The following is an 18,981-nucleotide window of genomic DNA, read 5'->3' on the forward strand; positions in this document are numbered from 1 at the left end:
CACAGAGGCAGGTAATATCTCCTGCTTATAGAGGTGTGTCATGACTCAGAAGAAAACCAATTCTTATACCGACGAATTCAGAGAAGGTGCCGTCAAACTGGCGATAGAATCGAATCAGCCAGTTGCCCAGTCCGCCCGGGAACTGGGGGTGAACGTCAATACACTGCATACCTGGATCAATAAATTTCACGGCGAACCACCGCCAGGCTCCGGTAAGCAGGTAAATGACGTGCATCTGTATGAGGAGCTAAAACAGCTGCGTCGTGAAAATGCCCGACTCAAGGAGGAGCGGGAACTGTTAAAAAAGGCGGCAGCCTTCTTCGCCAAAGAATCACGCTGAAATACACCTTTATCATGCACCATCAGAGCGAATTCAGCATCGCTCTGATGTGTCGGGTGTTTGACGTTTCCCGAAGCGGTTATTACGAGTGGCAATTACGGCCGCCCAGCTTGAGAAACCAGCGAGATGAAGCGTTGAAGGCCAACATTCATAAACACCATCAAGCCAGCCGAGCGACGTATGGGACGCGACGTCTCCAGCAGAAGCTGTCTGAAGAGAATGAATCAGTCAGTCGGCGTCGCATTGGCCGATTAATGCAGGAGGAAGGCTTGGCGTGCAAAACAAGGCGCAAGTTCAGGGCAACAACGAACTCGAAACATGATAAACCCGTTGCTCCCAACCTGCTGGATCGACACTTCACCACGGAGAAGCCCGATCAGGCTTATGTGGGGGATATCACCTACATACCGACGCGGGAGGGGTGGCTTTACCTAGCGGTGTTTATCGACTTGTATTCGCGCGCTGTCGTAGGTTGGTCAATGGATAGTCGCATGCCGACCTCGCTGGTCAATGATGCGCTTACCATGGCGATTTGGAAGCGTAGGCCTAAGGCCGGATTACTGGTTCATAGCGACCGCGGCAGCCAGTATGCATCGGACAACTTCCAGCAGCTGCTGACGCAACATGGTTATCGGTGCAGTATGAGTCGTAAGGGAAATTGCTGGGATAATGCCCCGTCAGAAAGCTTCTTCCACACGCTAAAGACGGAACTTGTTCACCATGAAGACTTCAAGACGCGGGCTGAAGCGAAGCAAGTCATCTTCGAGTATATCGAAGTGTTTTATAACCGGGTGCGGCTGCACTCCAGCAATGGCTATATGAGTCCAGTGGACTATGAGTCAGCGCTACCAGTAGCTGCTTAAAAATATGTCCGGAAGACTGTTGCCACATCATTCGTTTCAATCGCACTTCTAACCACTTCCCTAGGATAGACAGCCGCCTTATCCACGGTGCCTCTAAAAAGCTCCTCATGCTTGATGACTTGATGTTGCGAGTTCAGCCACGTCACTGAGAACACTTCGTAAGGCAGTTCCGCATACTTGAGCGTCAGATAATCAACCGCTATCCAAGGAGCCGTTATCTTTGCACCCTCACTCTCAAGCTGACCATAGAACCGTGCTTCGATGATGTTCAGTGCCTCTGAGATAACAGCATCTTCACGCTCTTTACGCTGCTCTGTGATCTCTACGGTTCCCTTTCCAGGGAAACTATAAACTTTGGCCGCCTCACTAACTGCGAACATATCCAACTGGTTGGTGTGCTTCATCATTCTCTCCTCTCTCATTCCCGCTGCCGGGTCTCGATTAGAGTTAGGGAAAGCACTGACCCTGACCCCCCACCGGCTGTCACCTAGCGCCCTATCCCTTCTTGAGACCTGCACTACTGCAGGAATGAGAGAGGAGATAGATCATGAGCAAACGTGCAATCGATGGTATCCGCGAAGCACTCATACAAGGTTTGATGGAAGGCACAGCCCCCTGGCAGAAGCCTTGGAAACCAGGCGACAAAGATGTGAGCCAGCCCTATAACGCCTCTTCAGGGCGTTCTTACACTGGCTGGTCAAATATCATCAGTCTCTGGATTGCTTCATATAAAAACGGCTACACCAGCCCTGCCTGGGTGACTTTCAAGCAAGCGAAGGATCTCGGCACTCACCCCCGCAAGGGCGAAAAGGGCACTCCCGTGGAATTTTGGAAATTCCACAAAAAGCGCGAGAAGAAGGAGAACGGCACAACGGAGGAGAAAATCATCCCCGTGAACCGTATCTTTTATGTGTTTAACGAGGAGCAGCTGGCGGACCCATTGACAGAGGCTGCAAAGCCACCTGTCTTAGAAGCTCAACCTGAGCCCGTGCAGTTCGTTGCACGGCTGATTGAAGCATCGGGCATCCCTTTAAGCTGGGGCGGTGACAAGGCCTACTACAGGCCCTCTACGGATGGCATACGCCTGCCCCGTCCTGAACAGTTCCATGAGGTTAGTGAAATTGCGGCCACCGGCCTGCATGAGCTGATCCATGCTACTGGTGCTCCCTCGCGCCTCAACCGGGACAAGAGCGATCGCGCTCGAGAGGAAGTAGTGGCAGAAGCTGGCGCCTGGCTTGCAGCCATGCGCTTTGGTCTCCCTGCTACCCCCGAAAACTCGGCGTCCTACCTCACTGGATGGGCTTCACGGCTCAAAGGTGACCAGGCCAAAGAGATCGACCGTGCTCTGGCTGATGCGCAGAAGGCGGTCAACTTCATCGAGCAAATGGCACAACAGTGCGGTTTGATCGACGGAGAAGAAGACTCAACTGCAGCAACCGCGGCAGCTTGATTTTTTTCTTTACCATTCAACAGCCTCCCCCTCGGGAGGCTTTTTTTGTGCGCCCGGCACGGGCGCACTCCTGGAGGTGCAAGTCCTCCCGTAAGCTGGCCACAGCGAACGAAGCGAAGCGCAACTGCGGAAGGGTGACCAACCGTGGGAAGGAAGCGTGGAGCGTAAACCGCGAGCCGATGAACAAGAACCGGATAGGAGGCGCTGCCAAGCAGGGCGAGCGGGCAAGAAGCCGCGAAGCTCTTGTGGCCAAGGCGACGTAGCGTATATCCGGCGGTTGTGCGGTGAAGGAGTGTGTTCTTACCCGGGGAGATCTCGCCTTATGCCTGAAAGGGCAACGTGACCCCACGGAGCGAGAAGTCAGCAGAGGCCGTAGTAGCTCCTCGTTTTTTTTTGGAGCAAAGGGCCGAACGAGAAGGAGCGTCAAACGTCTTGTCGATGAGATCAGTAACGCATCAGATGCCCGCGACTGCGGGGCGGGAGAAGGCATGCCAAGGTGAAGCCTTGTCGTCCTGCTCCAGCGATGAAACTGGCCTCCCGCGACAAGTGCCGGAGGACGCAGGGCAAGGTCTGCTTGAGCGGGCCTTCGCAAGAGAGAACATGCTACGTGCATGGAAGCGCGTGCGTGCCAACAAGGGAGCAGCAGGCATCGATGGTCTGGATATTGCTCAGACCGCCGAGCACCTAAGGTGGGCCTGGCCCGATATTCGACAGCAGCTTCTTGCAAGTCGATATTATCCTCAGCCTGTCCGCCGAGTGGCTATTCCGAAGCCAGATGGAAGCGAACGAGAACTGGGGATACCCACCGTGACTGACCGTCTTATCCAACAGGCACTGCTGCAAGTTCTACAACCGCTGATCGATCCCACTTTTAGCGAGCACAGCTACGGCTTCCGTCCGGGCCGCCGTGCCCATGATGCCGTACTAGCTGCTCAGAGCTTCGCCCAACAGGGTTACCACACCGTTGTCGATGTTGACTTGTCTCGATTCTTTGACCGAGTCAATCATGACATCCTGATAGACCGCCTGAGGAAACGCATCCAGGATAATCGTGTTATCCATCTGGTTCGTGCGTATTTGAATGCGGGAATAATGGAGGGAGGGGTGGTCATTTATCGGCATGAGGGGACACCGCAGGGTGGCCCATTATCGCCGCTACTGGCCAATATCCTGCTGGATGAGGTGGATCGCACACTGGAACGTCGCGGACACCACTTTGCTCGCTATGCCGACGACTGCAACGTTTACGTGCGTAGTCAGAAAGCAGGGGAGCGAGTCATGGCTTTGCTACGTCGCTGTTACAGTAAGCTGCGCTTGACGATCAATGAGTCCAAAAGTGCGGTCACCAGCGTGTTTGGTCGCAAGTTCCTGGGCTACGCCCTATGGGAAGCTAAGGGTGGAGATGTCCGACGTGGTATATCAGCAAAAGCGTTGGGGGCATTTAAACAGCGGATTAGGCAACTGACACGCCGAAATGGCGGACGCAGTATCTCACAGGTCGTCGCCTATCTACGACGCTACCTTTTAGGCTGGCAAGGCTACTTTAAGCTGTCGCAAACACCTCGTATCTGGCGGTCGCTGGACGGGTGGATACGACGACGGTTAAGAGCTTTGCACCTTAAGCAATGGCGTCGGGGTAAGACGATTTATCGTGAGCTGATGCGTCTTGGCGCTACGCCGAGGGTAGCACAATCGGTGGCGGCGTTGAGTCGTCGCTGGTGGCACAACAGTCTGTCGGGAGTCCATCATGTATTAACGGTGGCCTACTTTGATCGGCTGGGCGTGCCCCGTCTCTCATAACCTCAACTTCTCGAACCGCCCGGTGCGGACCCGCATGCCGGGTGGTGTGGCAGGGGACCGGTCAGCCATGCTGACCGCCCCTATGCCGATTGTGTTTAGTCACTGCGGTGGGGATGTTGCACCGATCCCGCAACAGCTATGGCTTTCAACATTGGCACGATCTTTCCCAATAGATTTCCTGCACTGGTTGCATTCTTAGGTGGGAATGTTGCACAGCAGATCATCTAGTAGGCTGCGCTAGCATTATTTTTAGGGTTAGCGAAGCTGTTGACTATATTGTATGTATCTTATGTATAATACATACATACAATACATACACTAGGAGATAGCCCGGCATGACTATTAAGCCGGAAATACGGCAACGCATCATTGATGCTGCCGAGAAGCTGGTATCCGAAGGCATCGACAGGCCCACCAATGAACAGGTGCGCGAATGCCTGGGTGGTGGCTCCCTGTCGCATATTTCCCCGGTCATGCGTGAGTGGCGCGATAGCCTAAAAGACAATGCCATCGCTGTGCGAGAAATGCCGAATGAGATCCGCACTGTCTTGGAGCGGGTTGGAGCTGAACTATGGCGCTCCGCTAGCCAGCACGCTGATGAAGAAGTCGAGAAGATACGCGCAGAGTCCGAACAGCGCGAGAAAGCTGCCAACGAAGAGCGAGATGAGGCGCTACGCGAGATTGAGCGACTAGAGGCCAGCATCGCAACCTTGCGTGAACACGGCCATCAGGATGGGCAGCGCATTGAGCAGCAGACGGAGGAGATCCATACGCTTGTGACGGAGAATGCCACCGCAAGGCAGCGGGCAGCGGATGCTATGGGACGAGTTACCGATTTACAAGACCAGCTCTCCCGCCAGAATCAGCAATTGGAAACCATGCGTGTTGAAGCGCAACGGCAACAAACGTTGGTCGACCACTTGCGAGACGAGAAAGCCGATAGCAGCGCCCGGTTGGCCACAATTGAAAGCGAGCTTAAAGCCGCTACACGGGAACTGGAAACCTCTAGTAAACGTGAATTGCAGCTCCAGAAAACGCTCGAGGCCGTCAACGAAGACCTCTCTTCTCTTCAGCAGGAACATGCCAGCCTACGTGCGGAGAATGCCTCTGTTATGAGGCGCAGCGGTGAGCTGCAGGACGAGAACGCAACGCTTCGTACCGATCTCGACAAGATCAAGACATCTTCCAGCGACGCCCGTAGCGAGCTGAAGACAGCGACTAAGCGGATTGAGGAGTTGGCAAATATTCAGGAAGAGCACTCAGAAACCCGGACACAGCTGGCAATCGCTTTATCCCGCGAAGAGGATCTGCGCAAGCAGTTAGCTGACCATCAGAAACGGCTAAAATCAAACAAAAAAGACTAGGGACCAAAGGCAGAGTGATGAGGTACAGGTCAGCCAGGTTACTGACCGGGCTCATGCTGATAATGGCACCAACCGTGGCCACTGCTGATATTATCATAGGCACCTGGTACGTGCGCCAGCTTGGCTGATTACCGATTGCCAAAGTGATACACCCTGGTAGAAGCGCAGAATGGATTCTTCTCCAGCACGAGCAAGTTCAAACCCAAATTACACCGGCTTTCCAATCCTTATATCTAGGGAGGGAAAGATTACTGAGGAAGCCCTGGACATTTGTATAGCGCATCTGATCAAGCGTGGCAGGGTTCAATCCAGGAAGTCGTGGATAACATGCCGGAAAGCGTTGTATCAGTTCTTTGGCTGGTGTGAGGTGACGGGCACCTGATTTAGTGAAACGTGACTTTACGGCCATGCGTCCAAATCAGCTTTGGGTGGCCGATTTTACCTATGTCGCTACCTGGTCTGGCTTCGTTTACGTTGCGTTCGTTATCGATGTTTATGCACGCTGTATCGTGGGTTGGCGTGTAGCGACGTCGATGAGAACGGCACTGGTGCTGGACGCTCTGGAGCAAGCCCTGTGGGCACGAAAGCACAGGCAAGGGTTAATCCACCATAGTGATAGAGGAAGCCAATATCTCTCGATCCGCTACACAGAGCGTATGGCTGATGAGGGTATCGATGCCTCAGTCGGCACCACCGGTGACTCCTACGACAATGCGCTGGCCGAGACCATCATCGGCTTATTCAAAACGGAGGTGATTCACCATCGTGGACCATGGAAAGGGCGAGATGCCGTTGAGTATGCCACGCTGGGATGGGTTGACTGGTTTAACAATCGCCGACTGCTGGAACCCATAGGAAACGTTCCACCAGCAGAACGAGAAAGGACGTATTATCGTCATTTGGAGGAGTCGGGTGAAGCTGCCTGACTCAAACAAACCGGTCTCCGGAATAACCGGGGCGGTTCAGTATAAGAACCCCCAGTGCGGCTGTTGTGACGAATATGCGCGCCATCTTGAGGAACTTGGCGTAGACGTCACCGTTATTGATGACGTCGAGCTGGGTGATATCAAACAACAGGCGGGCGTACCCTATGGTCTGGGATCGTGCCATACCATCGAAATCGGCGAGTATTGGATCGAGGGCCATGTTCCGATGGAAGCCGTACAGGCGCTGTTTGAGCAACAGCCTGATGTAGACGGCATTGGCCTAGCAGGTATGCCCATCGGTACACCGGGGATGCCAGGGCCTCAGGAAGAGCCCTATGACGTGTATTCCTTTACGGATCAAGAAGACAAGGCGTTTATGACGCTGTAGTAGGTTTTGGATGACATAATTAGACCTCTTGTACTACATGAGATGTTTGTTAAGCACCAGGTGTGTTTCGAGATGATTTGAAAATTGGTTGCGTCAGATGCTCTCTAACGTGCGACATGTTCAAGAAATCATCCAGAAATTGGCGGGGCCTTTCCCAGGGTTCGCTGATACTTTTAAGCACCCTAAATCCAAAAATGAACAGATACCCTGCGAAGCCTCGGTGAGGAATGCTTTTAACAAGGTCGCTATTGGGCACGGTGACTCAGCGAAGGTGCTATGTGCCACATTAGGCTATTGCCGTATTGCTGGTAAGAGCATCCTGCGCGCAAACCAGATGCCAGGTGCACTTCTGGTGAAGCGTCATACTGCCAACCTTCAGTGGCGGGCGAGAATCTTCGCTGCGATGGGCGAAGTGATCATTTGAACCACTGCAAAAAAAGCGGCTGGAATGGCGATTTCTGATGGCAAACCGGAAGCAGCGACAAACGCTGCGGCAATGCTGAATTCCTTTTTACTGACCGTGAAAAGATAGGTAATCACCTCTTTGCGATCGGAGGTGAGTAACCGTGAGGACATACCTACCAGGTATCCAATCAAATTGAGGCACAGGGCCGCCCCCGCAATCACAAACGCATACCAACCATAGCCAATGATCGTGGAGGCATTCGGCCCGACCACGGCGAGTAGGATCAGCAGATACAGAATCGACCCTATCCCTGCATACGCTGAATCATGCCGTGCAAAGAAAGCCGAGAACCTTGTACGCAAGCTGACCCCAATCACGGTAGGAAGAAGCACGATTAGTGTTAATTCAAGAATAATTGATCCAAGCGGCACGTCTAACTGAAGGCCGGTGAGCCATAAAAACAGGAAGGGAACAATAAACGGACATAACGCGGTGTTGACTGCGTTGAAAACAGCGGCAAGCGCCACATTGCCTTTCGCCATCAGTACCAAAAGAGGAGAAGACACATCTGTCGGCAGCGTGCCGAGCAAGGTTTGGCCAGCAGCCAGCGGGCCGCTTCCAAAAAATAGACGGCCCGTTAGCCACCCGGCAATCGACATAGGCCCATAGACCAGCCCCAATGCCAACAACTGCCGTGACGGCTTTCGGAACACGATGCGCACTGCATGCGCATCGAATGTGAGGCTGATAATCAACATCAGTAATGCCAGTAATGGCCCAATCGCGAACTTAAGCATTATTCCGGTGGCCGGAAAGAGTAAGCCTCCCCCCGCGACGACGATTACAAACCAGACAAGGTGCGCCTCGACAAAATAAATGAATCTACCCATGGTGGATTGGACGTTACCGGTTGAAGTGGATTGAGCCCCGCACCTAAAACATGATCACCTTCGGCCCAGCACACAAAGGCTCCTTGGTAGCTAGGGACGTGCTTCCCAATCCAGCGATGCAAATAGATAATGCTCAAGGGTTGAAGCTTTAGTTGCTAGAGGTTTTATAGTACCAAGAACAGATAATTCGAGAGAGGGTAACAGATGGGACATCATCATGATCATCCCCACATTGATCCTGCCTCTGGCGACCGGCGCGTCAGCATCTCCATTTGGGCCAATGGGCTCTTAACCATCGCTCAAATCGTCGGTGGCATTATGGCGGGGAGCCTATCGCTGATCGCTGATGCGTTACATAACTTTTCTGACTTGGCAGCATTAGTCATTGCCTTTGCTGCTCGTAAAATCGCCAGACGGCCTGCCGATGTGCATATGACCTTTGGCTATGGCCGCATCGAGATAGTGGCAGCACTCATCAATTACACCACCCTCATTATTGTCGGTGTCTACCTGATTTACGAAGGCGCTATGCGGATGGTCGATCCCCCTGAGATAGAGGGATGGACGATCGTGATTATTGGTGGCGTCGCGCTCGTCGTCGATGCCCTTACCGCCATGCTCACGTGGTCAATGCAAAAAGAGAGTGTCAATATCCGCGCCCTTTTTCTGCATAACTTATCGGATGCGTTTGCCTCCATCGCCGTGATTATCGGTGGTTCGCTTATTTTACTGTACGACATGCGCTGGGTAGACCCCGCGATCACGATAGGGATTGCGCTATATATTCTTTACCTAGCCTTCTCTGAAATTGGCGGCCCTATCCGTACGCTAATGCTGGGATCTCCCCCGGACATTGACGGGCAGGCAGTCGTTGAGACCGTACGAGATATCGAGGGAGTCCAGGATATTCACCATGTGCATCTATGGCAGATGCAGGAAAACATGGCAGCCCTTGACTGCCACGTGGTTCTGACAGAAACCGGCTGGCAGCAGCTTGAATCCGTCAAAGCAGAGATCAAGGAGCAGCTTAAAATGCGCTTCAGTATTGCTCATTCCAGCCTAGAGTTTGAGCATAGTGACCACGCGCATCAAAATGCCAATCTATATGGGCATGAGTGACAGACCGAGGCCGGCTCCCAGCTCAGGTAGATAGCGAGCAGCTTACTCCCATAGCGATTGGCTTATTTTTCAACCCTACTTTTCCACCCCATCGTTGAGACAGAGAGAGAAACATGTTCAAAAAAGCGTCTTTTATATTGGCCGGTACGTTAATGCTGACCGCTGCGATCGTCGCCGTATCGAAGCCTGCCCTCTTAGACATGCAAGCTCAGGCAGCAAAAGAGAGCGGTGTCCAGGCCGAGGACTCCTTGGTGCGTTCACACTCCCCCATCTTGGGACGAGAAGACGCGCCGGTGACGATTGTGGAATTCTTCGATCCGGCTTGCGAAGCCTGCCGTGCTTTCTATCCCCTGACAAAAAGTATTCTGGAAACCTACCCAGAAAAAGTGCGGCTCATCGTGCGCTACACTCCTTTCCACGGCGACGTATCGGACAAGGCCATTCGGGTATTAGAAGTTGCTCGTCGTCAGGGCGTCTTTGAACCGGTACTGGAGAGGCTGCTGGCTCGCCAGGATCAATGGGCTTCACATGGCAGTTTTGATGAATCCGCTATCCTCGATATCGCGAGCCAAGGAGGCCTTGATTTAGCGGCTGCCGAAGAGCAACTGACTTCTGCTGAGGTGCAGGCGGTGATTGACCAAGACATGGCGGATGTCAGAGCCAATCAGATTCGCCAAACACCTACCTTTTTTGTCAATGGCGAGCCTTTAGACCCCTTTGGTATGCAAGAGCTGATTGATGCCGTCGAGAGTGAAGTAGCGGAGATCTCTGGGGAAGAGGATGGCCAGTGATGCAGCGCTGGTGGTTACTAGGCTTGGTGGGCTTTTACCCCTTGCTAGCCGAAGCCAATTGGCAAACGCATCTGTCATTGCCTCCGTCTGAACTTAGCCCTGTCAAGTTACAGGCGGCTAGCGAGCAAGAAGGCACATTACCGCTCGATAGCGTTGATACCCTAACCTTTGGGCGTGATGTCGTCATTGATACCACCCTCTACGAGGCCTTGGCAGCAGAAGGTGTCCCAACGCGTTTCGCCACTAAACTGGAAACACTGCTCAGCGAGTTTATCGCAGCGCCGCTGGAGTTTTCTGGCAGTGAACGTATTCAATTAGTGTGGGAGGAAGATCGACGCCAGGACGGCGCCCGTGTTGGGCCACCACGCCTCAGTTATGCCGCTCTGCCTGATCAGGCAGAGCCCTTGGAGGTCATATGGCCGGTCACCCAAAAGGGGGACGTAGCTCTTTTCAAAAGCGACACCCTGCTAGGCACGTTGCGGTTGCCCGTGCTTAGTGCCCGCTTAACGTCTCGCTTTGGGAATCGGCGACATCCTGTGTATGGAGGGATGCGTCCTCATAATGGAATTGACTTGGCTGCGCCGACAGGAACGCCGGTCATTGCCACCGCACCTGGGCGCGTATTCTTTATGGGTCGCCAAGGGGGATATGGGCAGGTGATCGAGGTGGAGCACGACACAGGGGCCATTAGTCGCTACACACACCTTAGCCGATTCTCCCCACAGCTAGTGGTTGGGGATTTAGTCAATGCGGGAGAGTCGCTCGGAGAGGTAGGTTCCTCCGGGGTCGCCACGGGCCCCAACCTGCATTACGAAGTGAGAGTCAATAACCAGCCTGTTGATCCCCTTGGTCAAGGTCAACGCATCATGTTGGGCGAACAGTCGACTCAAAGTGAATATCAAGCGTCACTTTACGAGGCAAGAGATCGCTTAGAACAAGCTATCGGTACGGCTTCTATTTACGATCTGATTTCACTTAACGAGCAATAAAATTTGGATAAGTGGATTAAATGGTGGGTGTCACCGTTGCATGAGAGTGAGGCAAACCGACCTCTCATCGGAATATCTGGTTGATGCTTGAGCCTACTGTGAGTACATATTTCCTTCGCTAATTCCGGCAAGAACGCCACACGCTTCAATTTCTCGATCATCATTGCAACATGCTCGCAGTGAAACGAGATGTTTCTCAAGCGTTTGCAGAGCGGTTATCTGCGATTGCACATGAGAGATGTGCTCATCAAGCATTGCGTTGACGGCAGTACACGGCTGGTGAGGGTCGTCCTGATAGCGTTGTAGCTCGCGAATCTCTGTCAGTGACAGATCAAGGATTCGACAGTGACGGATAAAGGCAAGCCGCTCACCATGCTTCTCGTTATAAATGCGGTAACCATTCTGCTGGCGGTCTGGCAGCGGCAACAGGCCCTGTTTTTCATAGAAGCGGATCGTCTGCGTGTCGATACCCGCTATCTGGGCTAACTGACCAATGCGCATCAGGCTTACTCCTTAACGGATCATCTGTCTTATTGACCTTATAGTGACTATATAGTTTTAAATGATGACAAACTATGTTGGCTAACTGGAGCCGTACCGTGCGTAAAACCGGTGGAGGCCCATGTGGCTGCGACGCAACGTCTGCAACGGATACCGATATGCCGGTCTTCTCCGAAGCGTCAGGGAAGTATGTCAGTGTGTATGCCGTGCCGAAGATGGATTGTCCTTCAGAAGAACGGATGATCCGCTTGGCGCTGAATGGCTTTGATGAGATTCAAACGCTGTCATTTGACTTGTCGAACCGCCGGTTGGAGGTCTTGCATGATGGTGAGGCTGAGCCCATTACCGCAAAACTGGCAACCTTGGGGCTAGGTGCTTCTCTTCAGGAAACTGTCATTGCCGACCCAGAGACAATTAGGGCCGCTGAGAGCTCGGCGGCTTCTGCGACGCAGGAGTCTGGCACCCTGCGCGTGTTGCTCGGCATCAATGCGCTCATGTTCGTGGTGGAAATGACTGCTGGCCTGATCGCCCAGTCTACCGGCTTGATCGCTGATTCCCTGGACATGTTTGCCGATGCAGCTGTCTATGGCCTGGCCCTCTATGCCGTAGGGCACAGTGCGAAGATGCAGATACGTGCCGCGCATCTGGCTGGGGTACTGCAACTGATTTTGGCTATCGGCGTGCTCGTCGAAGTGTTGCGACGTTTTGTATTCGGTAGTGAGCCTGAATCGCTGATGATGATGGCCATCGCCTTCGTCGCGTTGATCGCCAATACCGGTTGTCTGCTATTGATATCCAAGCACCGCGAGGGCGGCGCACATATGAAGGCAAGCTGGATATTCTCGGCCAATGATGTGCTGATCAATATGGGTGTCATCACCGCCGGTGCCTTGGTCGCCTGGACGGGGTCTAGCTACCCTGACCTGATTATCGGTACCATCGTGGGTCTGATCGTCCTCAACGGCGCCCGGCGCATCCTAGCGCTCAAGGCATAAGGCTGCACGGTATGCAGCTATCGATGCCTGGGACACTTAATCGAAGTGGCTGTACAAGTGCGCTAGGCCTGAACGACTACGAGTAGCGTGAGGTCCGGAACTAGTAAGGCAGCGTATCTAGGAATCTACCAAGGAAGGAAGATGATGGATAGTATTTGGCTGGTACTCGGCTTGGCGCTGTTGCCCGCGTTGGGAAACTTCAGTGGCGGGCTTGCTGCGGAGGCCTCCCGAACGACAGGGCGCCGTCTCAATTACGCCCTTCACGGTGCTGCCGGCCTCGTCATTGCGGTGGTGGCGGTGGAAATCATGCCACGTGTGCTGGAGAGCCTTTCAGCCTGGCTAATCGCCCTCGCTTTCGCGCTGGGTGGCATTGTTTACGTAGGCCTTGAGAAGCTCGTTGAGAGTCTCCAGAAGCGGCAAGGTCAGCAGAAAGAAGGCAGTCAGACGAGTGTCTGGATGATCTATATCGCCGTGTCCATCGACCTGTTCAGCGATGGCCTCCTGATCGGGGCGGGGTCGGCGGTCTCACCGTCGGTCGCGATAATCCTGGCGGCGGGGCAGGTGCTCGCGGATGGCCCTGAGGGGTTTGCGATGATCGCCAACATGAAAGACAAAGGAATTCCCCGCAGCAAGCGCTTGCTGATCTCTGCCTCCTTGGCGGTTCCCGTACTCTCGGCAGCCATCTTCGCTTATTTCGTGCTCAGGGACCTACCGGAAGCGTTCAAGCTAGCGGCATTGACGTTCACGGCAGGCCTTCTCACGGTCGCTGCCATCGAGGACATGATATCCGAGGCTCATGAGAGCGGAGAAGATACCCACGTCTCGCCGCTGGCCTTCATAGGCGGCTTTGTCCTGTTCGTTCTGGTATCGGCAGGCTTGGAAGGGGTTGTGTCACAAGGCTAATGTACAGCTCTCCAATAAAGCCCCTGTCGTGCTGACCCACGAAGCAGCCCCTGTTTACGGTGCACCTAATCGTGGACAGAAATATTCACTTTCCCCCCAGGTCAGTCCCGCCGAATGGGTTGATGTGCAAGAATGCCAAGCGTGGGCTATTCACGTTGGCGGTCATGGACGATTGCCACCCTTACGGGGCTTGTTGAGCCATTGGGTGGCTTATTAGGCGCTGGGGTCGTCAGCATGTCACAAGCGTTGCTTCCCTGGGGATTGGCCTTTGCGGCGGGAGCGATGCTGTATGTGATCAGTCATGAGATTATTCCCGGAACTCATCGGAGCGGGCACAAAAAAAGGCCACGCTGGGCCTTTCCATCGGATTGGTACTCATGCTGTTTTTGGATGTTTCTCTGGGCTAACCATTGGGCGTGGGGCGTAGCGTTAGTTCTAACCCAAGTCGTGAGCCCCTCCGTGCGATTTTTCAGTGATACAGAGCTGATGATCACTGATGACCTCAATGATTCGGCAGCTTCCCACTTTGCCACCGGCACACTGCGTGACCATCCGTTGAAGCTCCTCACGCAGTGCGGACAGTCGCTGAAGGCGGGACTCCACTTTCTTTAGGTGATGCGTGGCGATGGCATCGACTTCTTGGCAAGGCATATCAGGCTGATCTGACATGGCCAAAAGCTCTCGCACTGACTCCACCGAAAAGCCAAAGTCTCGGGCATGACGAATGAAGGTCAAACGCCGCACAGCGTCGTCTCCATAGCGGCGCTGCCCTCCGCCGGTTCGTGTTGCATCGCGCAGCAGCCCAATACGCTCGTAATAACGAACCGTTTCAGGTTTGCAATCGGCTCGTCGTGCTAACTCACCAATGCTGATACTTTGCCCCATCATCGACATGGTAAAACTCCTTACGTAGGGCTTGAAGCTATAGTTGCTACAAGGTTTACACTTCAAAACCATAGCCCATTGAGAGAAGAGGCACCATGAAAACATCAACGCAGGCGACAGCGACTACCTTTTTGACGCTGCGTGTTGAAGGCATGGACTGCGGCGGTTGTGAGCGCAAGGTCGTGTCGGCGCTAGAGCGGCTGGACGGCATTGAGGAAGTCACGGCAAGCTCGGTCACGGGATCGGTGAAGATTCATCACCATGATCACGGGGCCCCCTCGCGAAAGACCATTGAGGGCATTCTGAACGAACTAGGCTATCAAGTGACTTCCCCTGATGGCCAAACACGCGCATCTGGTTCTTCATCCCCTTGGTGGCAAACCGCTAAAGGGCGCTTGGTCATTATCACAGGAAATCTGCTGATCGTAGCCTTCGCGCTTCGTTTAGCATGGCCTGCGCTGGGTAATGTGCCGTTCATTCTGGCCACGCTGGTCGGCTTAATGCCCATTGCGCAGAGTGCCTGGGGCGCCCTCAAAATGCGCAACCCCTTTACCATCGAGATGCTGATGTGCATCGCTGCGCTTGGCGCATTGGCCATCAATGCTGCCGCTGAAGCTGCGATGGTCGTGTTCTTGTTCGCCGTAGGTGAGCTACTCGAAGGGGTAGCTGCTTCACGGGCGCGCCGCAGTATCTCAGCCTTGGCAAATTTAGCACCCTCAACGGCGAGGCTGATGGACAATGGCCATCTGCGTGACGTCTCGGCGGAGTCACTTAAACCCGGCCAGCGTGTGCTGGTGCGGCCCGGTGATCGCGTTCCCTGCGATGGACGCATCCTGGTGGGCACCTCCGACATTGACGAGTCGCCGGTAAACGGCGAGTCCATACCCCGTTCGCGAGCGCCTGGTGATGACATTTTTGCTGGCACAGTGAATCTTGATGCCGCCCTGGAGGTGGAGGTAACACGAGGCGCTGATGACAATACGATCGCACGCGTTATTCGCCTGGTTGAAGAAGCACAGGCCGCCAAGGCACCGATAGCACGCTTTATTGATCGTTTTGCGTATTACTATATGCCCGCCGTCGTCTTACTCGCCCTCCTGATGGCGATAGTGCCACCGCTGGTATCGACCATGGCATGGTCGGAGTCGATTTACCGTGCGTTAGCATTGCTGTTAATCGCATGCCCCTGCGCGTTAGTCATTTCCACCCCAGCCGCCATCGCCGCAGGCCTCTCGGCGGGCGCTCGGCGCGGCCTATTGATCAAAGGGGGAGCCGTTCTTGAACAGTTAGGTAAGCTTCGCTTGGTGGCATTAGATAAAACGGGCACCCTCACTGCGGGTACTCCAAGAGTCACAGATGTGGAGTCTTGGATCGCTGAGGAAGACGATAACAGCGTATTGCGGCTCGCCGCCGCGATAGAGCGAGATTCCAGTCACCCTATCGCCACGGCTATCGTTGAGCATGCCCGACAATCGGGCCTAAACCTCCCCACCGCCACCGGCAGCCGCGCTCTGGCGGGGCGCGGTGTCTCAGGCCAGGTGGAGGGTCGCGAGCTGAGCTTAATGACGCCTCGTCACCTTCACGAGAAAGTCATCCTTGAGGAAAGTCTCAGTGCTCGGATTGTCGCGTTAGAAGAAGCCGGTAAGAGCCTCGCTCTCCTCGTCGAAGGCGAGCGTTTACTGGGCTTGATCGCGGTTCGCGATGAGCCACGCGAAGATGCCATTGAAGGCCTAGCGGCGCTATCCCGTTTAGGCGTACAGGCGGTCATGCTCAGCGGTGATAATGCCCGCACCGTCGCTGCCACGGGGGGTCGCTTAGGCATTGAAGCGTACGGCGAACTAATGCCTGAAGACAAGGCAGCGTATGTTCGAGACTGGCAAGCGGCTGGCCGTGGCCCCATCGGTAAAGTAGGCGATGGCATCAACGATGCACCGGCACTCGCGGCAGCCGATGTGGGTATCGCGATGGGGGGCGGCACGGATGTGGCGTTGGAAACCGCCGATGCAGCCTTGCTCAAGAACCGCGTTACCGGCATCGCTGAGCTGATAGACCTCTCTCGTGCCACGCTGCGCAATGTGAAAACCAACGTTGTTCTCGCCCTTGGCTTAAAAGCCATTTTCCTAGTTACAACGGCGCTGGGTATTACCGGCATGTGGATTGCGGTGATGGCCGATACCGGTGCTACCGTCCTGGTGACGTTGAACGCCATGCGACTGCTGGGTTACCGCTTTTCGCCCAGTACCGCAATGACAGGCCTGTCACAAGGAAAAGTAACCTCATGAGAACAGTGCAACACGATAGCCCTTCACGTCGCTGGCCATGGTTCACATTAGCTTGCGTGATGGCTCTAGCCGATCAACTGGTCAAGGAAATTGTGCATGCTCAGATGTCGTTTGGCCAAGTCATTCCGCTAACGCCGTTTTTTAACTGGGTTTATACCGGGAACACAGGAGCCGCTTTCAGCTTTCTCGCAGAAGCAGGGGGTTGGCAGCGCTACCTCTTTCTTGGTTTAGCGTTGGTGGTGGTCGTCGTATTGGTTGTGCAGCTATGCAAACCCCTGTCGCGCTTGGAGGCCTGTGCGTACAGCCTGATTCTTGGCGGCGCGCTCGGTAATACTGTTGATCGCTTAGCGCGAGGGTACGTCGTCGACTATCTGGACATTTACTGGGGCGAATGGCATTGGCCCGCCTTTAACATGGCCGATATCGCGCTATTTGCCGGTGTATTGATGTTCGCGGTGGCGTTATGGCGTGAAAGTCCTGCTTTTAAGCGCTCTGAGTAACGCTATGGATGTGGTCGATAAAGATAAAGAATATACGCTTTTTGCTGGGCGCTCCTCACCAATAGTCGATTGCGTTGTAGCGCTCGCCGCTGGGGTGCTGACCACCTTGAGTGCCGCCCCCTTTTCCCTATGGTGGCTTGGCCCAGTGGCCGTGGCACTGGTCTATTGGAAGATACAGTTGCTAACGCCCGCCATGGCCACCCTGCGTGGGTGGTGCTATGGGGTAGGCCTGTTCGGTTCAGGCACGTCGTGGGTCTTCGTTGCTATTCACGATTTCAGTGGCACCGGGGCCTTGGTGGCGATGTTCCTCACCACTCTTTTTGTCAGCGTCCTGGCGCTCTTCTTTGCAGTCCCCTTTGGGCTCTATCGACGCATCACGGGGCCACGGTTCGCCTTTCTTAGCTTTGCCGGTATGTGGGTGGTGAGCGAATGGCTACGCACTTGGATGCTCACCGGCTTTCCCTGGTTATTGCTGGGCACCTCTCAGATTGATTCTCCACTAGCCCCATGGGCGCCCGTTGGTGGTGTGTACTTGCTGTCACTCATGACCGCGCTGACAGGTACGTTAGGGGTAGAGGTACTGCGTCGCCGCTGGAGTTTCCTTGTCCCAATGGCCGCCTTGTGGATCGTTCCATTCCTATTGCCCGCCCAATGGACAACCCCGGCTGGCAAGCCCATCCGGGTGGCATTGCTGCAAGGGAATCTTGACCAGCGCATTAAGTGGACTGCCCAAGGGCAGCGCGAGGCGATCAGTATCTACACGGCGATGACACGGGAGCAAGCAAGGGATATCGATCTCATCGTTTGGCCCGAGGCAGCCCTTCCCATGCTTGAGCAGGAAGCACAGCAAATACTTGAGCAAGTAGCGTCCGACCTGGGGCCTGACACCGCCTTGTTGACCGGCATTTTGCAACGCGACAGTGAAGGGCGCTCTTATAACAGCGTCATAGGGCTAAATGATGTGCAGGGCGAATACCAGAAGGCGCACTTGGTGCCCTTTGGCGAGTATTTGCCATTCCAAAGTCTCCTCGCTGGCACCCTTGCTTTTTTCGACTTGCCAGTACCTCGCCTGACCCCAGGGTCAGGCGAACAGGCTCCGTTACACGTGGCTGGAGCCACCATTGGCAATGCCATTTGTTACGAAATCATTTTTGCCGACCATGTCGCCCAGCAGGCGCGTAATGCCGAGCTGCTATTAACGGTTTCCAACGATACGTGGTTTGGGCGTTCCATTGGCCCACACCAACATCTTCAAATGGCGCGTCTACGTGCCTTAGAAAATGGTCGTCACCTACTTCGAGCTACCAGTAATGGCGTGACGGCCATCATCGATTCACAAGGTCACGTCACAGCCCGTGCCCCACAGTTTGAACAGGCCAGTTTAACGGGCGAGGTGACCCCGATGCAGGGCCTAACTCCTTTCACACGCACCGGTAGTGGCCCCGCTTGGATACTCGCTGCGGTGCTGACACTGCTCGGGTTACAACTGAACTTATCTCGATCAAAAAACGACGCATTAGATGAAAAAGGAACCTAGCGATGCTCTTGGCAAAGAACGCAGCAATACTTAAGAGATTCCTCCCATGGCC

General features: G+C 54.4%; 17 protein-coding genes and 2 pseudogenes. 15 read left to right on the plus strand and 4 right to left on the minus strand.

The window, feature by feature from the left end; all coding sequences use genetic code 11:
• Positions 1-40 precede the first annotated feature (40 nt).
• Positions 41-1,203, plus strand: a protein-coding gene (locus V8L70_RS18060) for an IS3 family transposase (protein WP_157826482.1) whose coding sequence is annotated in 2 segments (ribosomal slippage) — positions 41-314 and positions 314-1,203 — 1,164 coding nt in all. Because the reading frame shifts where the segments join, the coding sequence is not laid out codon by codon here.
• Here the strand turns inward: V8L70_RS18060 and V8L70_RS18065 are convergent.
• Positions 1,200-1,610 carry a JAB domain-containing protein gene (locus V8L70_RS18065; RefSeq protein WP_336270296.1) on the minus strand — a complete coding sequence of 137 codons (411 nt, stop codon included), beginning with the start codon at positions 1,608-1,610 and terminating at the stop codon, positions 1,200-1,202. The two genes, V8L70_RS18060 and V8L70_RS18065, sit on opposite strands and share 4 nt — an antisense overlap.
• A 140-nt stretch (positions 1,611-1,750) precedes the next feature.
• On the opposite strand from V8L70_RS18065, the gene V8L70_RS18070 reads away from it, so the two are divergent.
• The 5 genes and pseudogenes from V8L70_RS18070 to V8L70_RS18090 all read left to right on the plus strand — a co-directional run bounded on the left by V8L70_RS18070 (position 1,751) and on the right by V8L70_RS18090 (position 7,131).
• Positions 1,751-2,653, plus strand: coding sequence for an ArdC family protein (locus tag V8L70_RS18070; RefSeq protein WP_101146414.1), 903 nt, complete (start codon positions 1,751-1,753; stop codon positions 2,651-2,653).
• A 438-nt stretch (positions 2,654-3,091) separates the two neighbouring features.
• Positions 3,092-4,453, plus strand: a complete 1,362-nt coding sequence (gene ltrA / locus V8L70_RS18075; RefSeq protein WP_085942804.1) for a group II intron reverse transcriptase/maturase — start codon at positions 3,092-3,094, stop codon at positions 4,451-4,453.
• A 335-nt stretch (positions 4,454-4,788) separates the two neighbouring features.
• On the plus strand, positions 4,789-5,817 hold the full coding sequence (locus V8L70_RS18080) for a DNA-binding protein (protein WP_052703847.1): 1,029 nt from the start codon (positions 4,789-4,791) through the stop codon (positions 5,815-5,817).
• Between the two features lie 380 nt (positions 5,818-6,197).
• Positions 6,198-6,743 (plus strand): annotated as a pseudogene (locus tag V8L70_RS18085) (IS3 family transposase); the annotation flags it as partial.
• Entirely contained in the window at positions 6,730-7,131 is a 402-nt protein-coding gene (locus V8L70_RS18090) for a DUF411 domain-containing protein (protein ID WP_232774879.1), read from the plus strand. The pseudogene V8L70_RS18085 and the gene V8L70_RS18090, both read left to right, overlap by 14 nt.
• Before the next feature lie 375 nt (positions 7,132-7,506).
• Here the strand turns inward: V8L70_RS18090 and V8L70_RS18095 are convergent, their stop codons facing one another.
• Positions 7,507-8,427 (minus strand): bile acid:sodium symporter family protein, encoded by a 921-nt coding sequence (locus tag V8L70_RS18095; protein WP_101146559.1) that lies wholly within the window; start codon positions 8,425-8,427, stop codon positions 7,507-7,509.
• 204 nt (positions 8,428-8,631) lie between these two features.
• On the opposite strand from V8L70_RS18095, the gene V8L70_RS18100 reads away from it, so the two are divergent.
• The 3 genes from V8L70_RS18100 to V8L70_RS18110 all read left to right on the plus strand — a co-directional run bounded on the left by V8L70_RS18100 (position 8,632) and on the right by V8L70_RS18110 (position 11,326).
• Positions 8,632-9,546, plus strand: a complete 915-nt coding sequence (locus V8L70_RS18100; RefSeq protein ID WP_035556048.1) for a cation diffusion facilitator family transporter — start codon at positions 8,632-8,634, stop codon at positions 9,544-9,546.
• A gap of 113 nt (positions 9,547-9,659) precedes the next feature.
• Positions 9,660-10,337: a DsbA family protein gene (locus V8L70_RS18105; protein WP_022521292.1), complete on the plus strand. Its 678-nt coding sequence runs from the start codon at positions 9,660-9,662 to the stop codon at positions 10,335-10,337.
• Positions 10,337-11,326 (plus strand): M23 family metallopeptidase, encoded by a 990-nt coding sequence (locus tag V8L70_RS18110; protein ID WP_101146560.1) that lies wholly within the window; start codon positions 10,337-10,339, stop codon positions 11,324-11,326. The genes V8L70_RS18105 and V8L70_RS18110 overlap by 1 nt, the downstream gene beginning before the upstream one ends.
• 93 nt (positions 11,327-11,419) lie before the next feature.
• On the opposite strand, the gene cadR is transcribed toward V8L70_RS18110, so the two are convergent.
• Positions 11,420-11,827 carry a Cd(II)/Pb(II)-responsive transcriptional regulator gene (gene cadR, locus V8L70_RS18115; RefSeq protein ID WP_101146561.1) on the minus strand — a complete coding sequence of 136 codons (408 nt, stop codon included), beginning with the start codon at positions 11,825-11,827 and terminating at the stop codon, positions 11,420-11,422.
• Positions 11,828-11,925: 98 nt separating this feature from the next.
• Between cadR and V8L70_RS18120 the strand changes: the two genes are divergently transcribed.
• The 3 genes and pseudogenes from V8L70_RS18120 to V8L70_RS22970 all read left to right on the plus strand — a co-directional run.
• Entirely contained in the window at positions 11,926-12,822 is an 897-nt protein-coding gene (locus tag V8L70_RS18120) for a cation efflux transmembrane domain-containing protein (protein ID WP_101146565.1), read from the plus strand.
• 141 nt (positions 12,823-12,963) lie between these two features.
• Positions 12,964-13,725: a ZIP family metal transporter gene (locus V8L70_RS18125; protein ID WP_232774881.1), complete on the plus strand. Its 762-nt coding sequence runs from the start codon at positions 12,964-12,966 to the stop codon at positions 13,723-13,725.
• A gap of 132 nt (positions 13,726-13,857) precedes the next feature.
• A pseudogene (locus tag V8L70_RS22970) lies at positions 13,858-14,004 on the plus strand (ZIP family metal transporter); the annotation flags it as partial.
• 156 nt (positions 14,005-14,160) lie between these two features.
• Here V8L70_RS22970 and V8L70_RS18135 read toward each other — a convergent pair.
• On the minus strand, positions 14,161-14,619 hold the full coding sequence (locus tag V8L70_RS18135) for a MerR family transcriptional regulator (protein WP_101146562.1): 459 nt from the start codon (positions 14,617-14,619) through the stop codon (positions 14,161-14,163).
• Positions 14,620-14,705: 86 nt separating this feature from the next.
• Between V8L70_RS18135 and V8L70_RS18140 the strand changes: the two genes are divergently transcribed.
• From V8L70_RS18140 to lnt, 3 genes are read left to right on the plus strand one after another with little or no spacing between them, the layout of a single operon-like run.
• Positions 14,706-16,892, plus strand: coding sequence for a heavy metal translocating P-type ATPase (locus tag V8L70_RS18140; RefSeq protein ID WP_101146563.1), 2,187 nt, complete (start codon positions 14,706-14,708; stop codon positions 16,890-16,892).
• Entirely contained in the window at positions 16,889-17,392 is a 504-nt protein-coding gene (gene lspA / locus V8L70_RS18145; protein WP_022521288.1) for a signal peptidase II, read from the plus strand. The genes V8L70_RS18140 and lspA overlap by 4 nt, the downstream gene beginning before the upstream one ends.
• Positions 17,393-17,396: 4 nt before the next feature.
• Positions 17,397-18,929 (plus strand): apolipoprotein N-acyltransferase, encoded by a 1,533-nt coding sequence (gene lnt, locus V8L70_RS18150; RefSeq protein WP_022521287.1) that lies wholly within the window; start codon positions 17,397-17,399, stop codon positions 18,927-18,929.
• Positions 18,930-18,981: the final 52 nt, after the last annotated feature.

The sequence above is a fragment of the Vreelandella arctica genome (genome assembly GCF_037070215.1).
GTDB lineage: Bacteria > Pseudomonadota > Gammaproteobacteria > Pseudomonadales > Halomonadaceae > Vreelandella > Vreelandella arctica.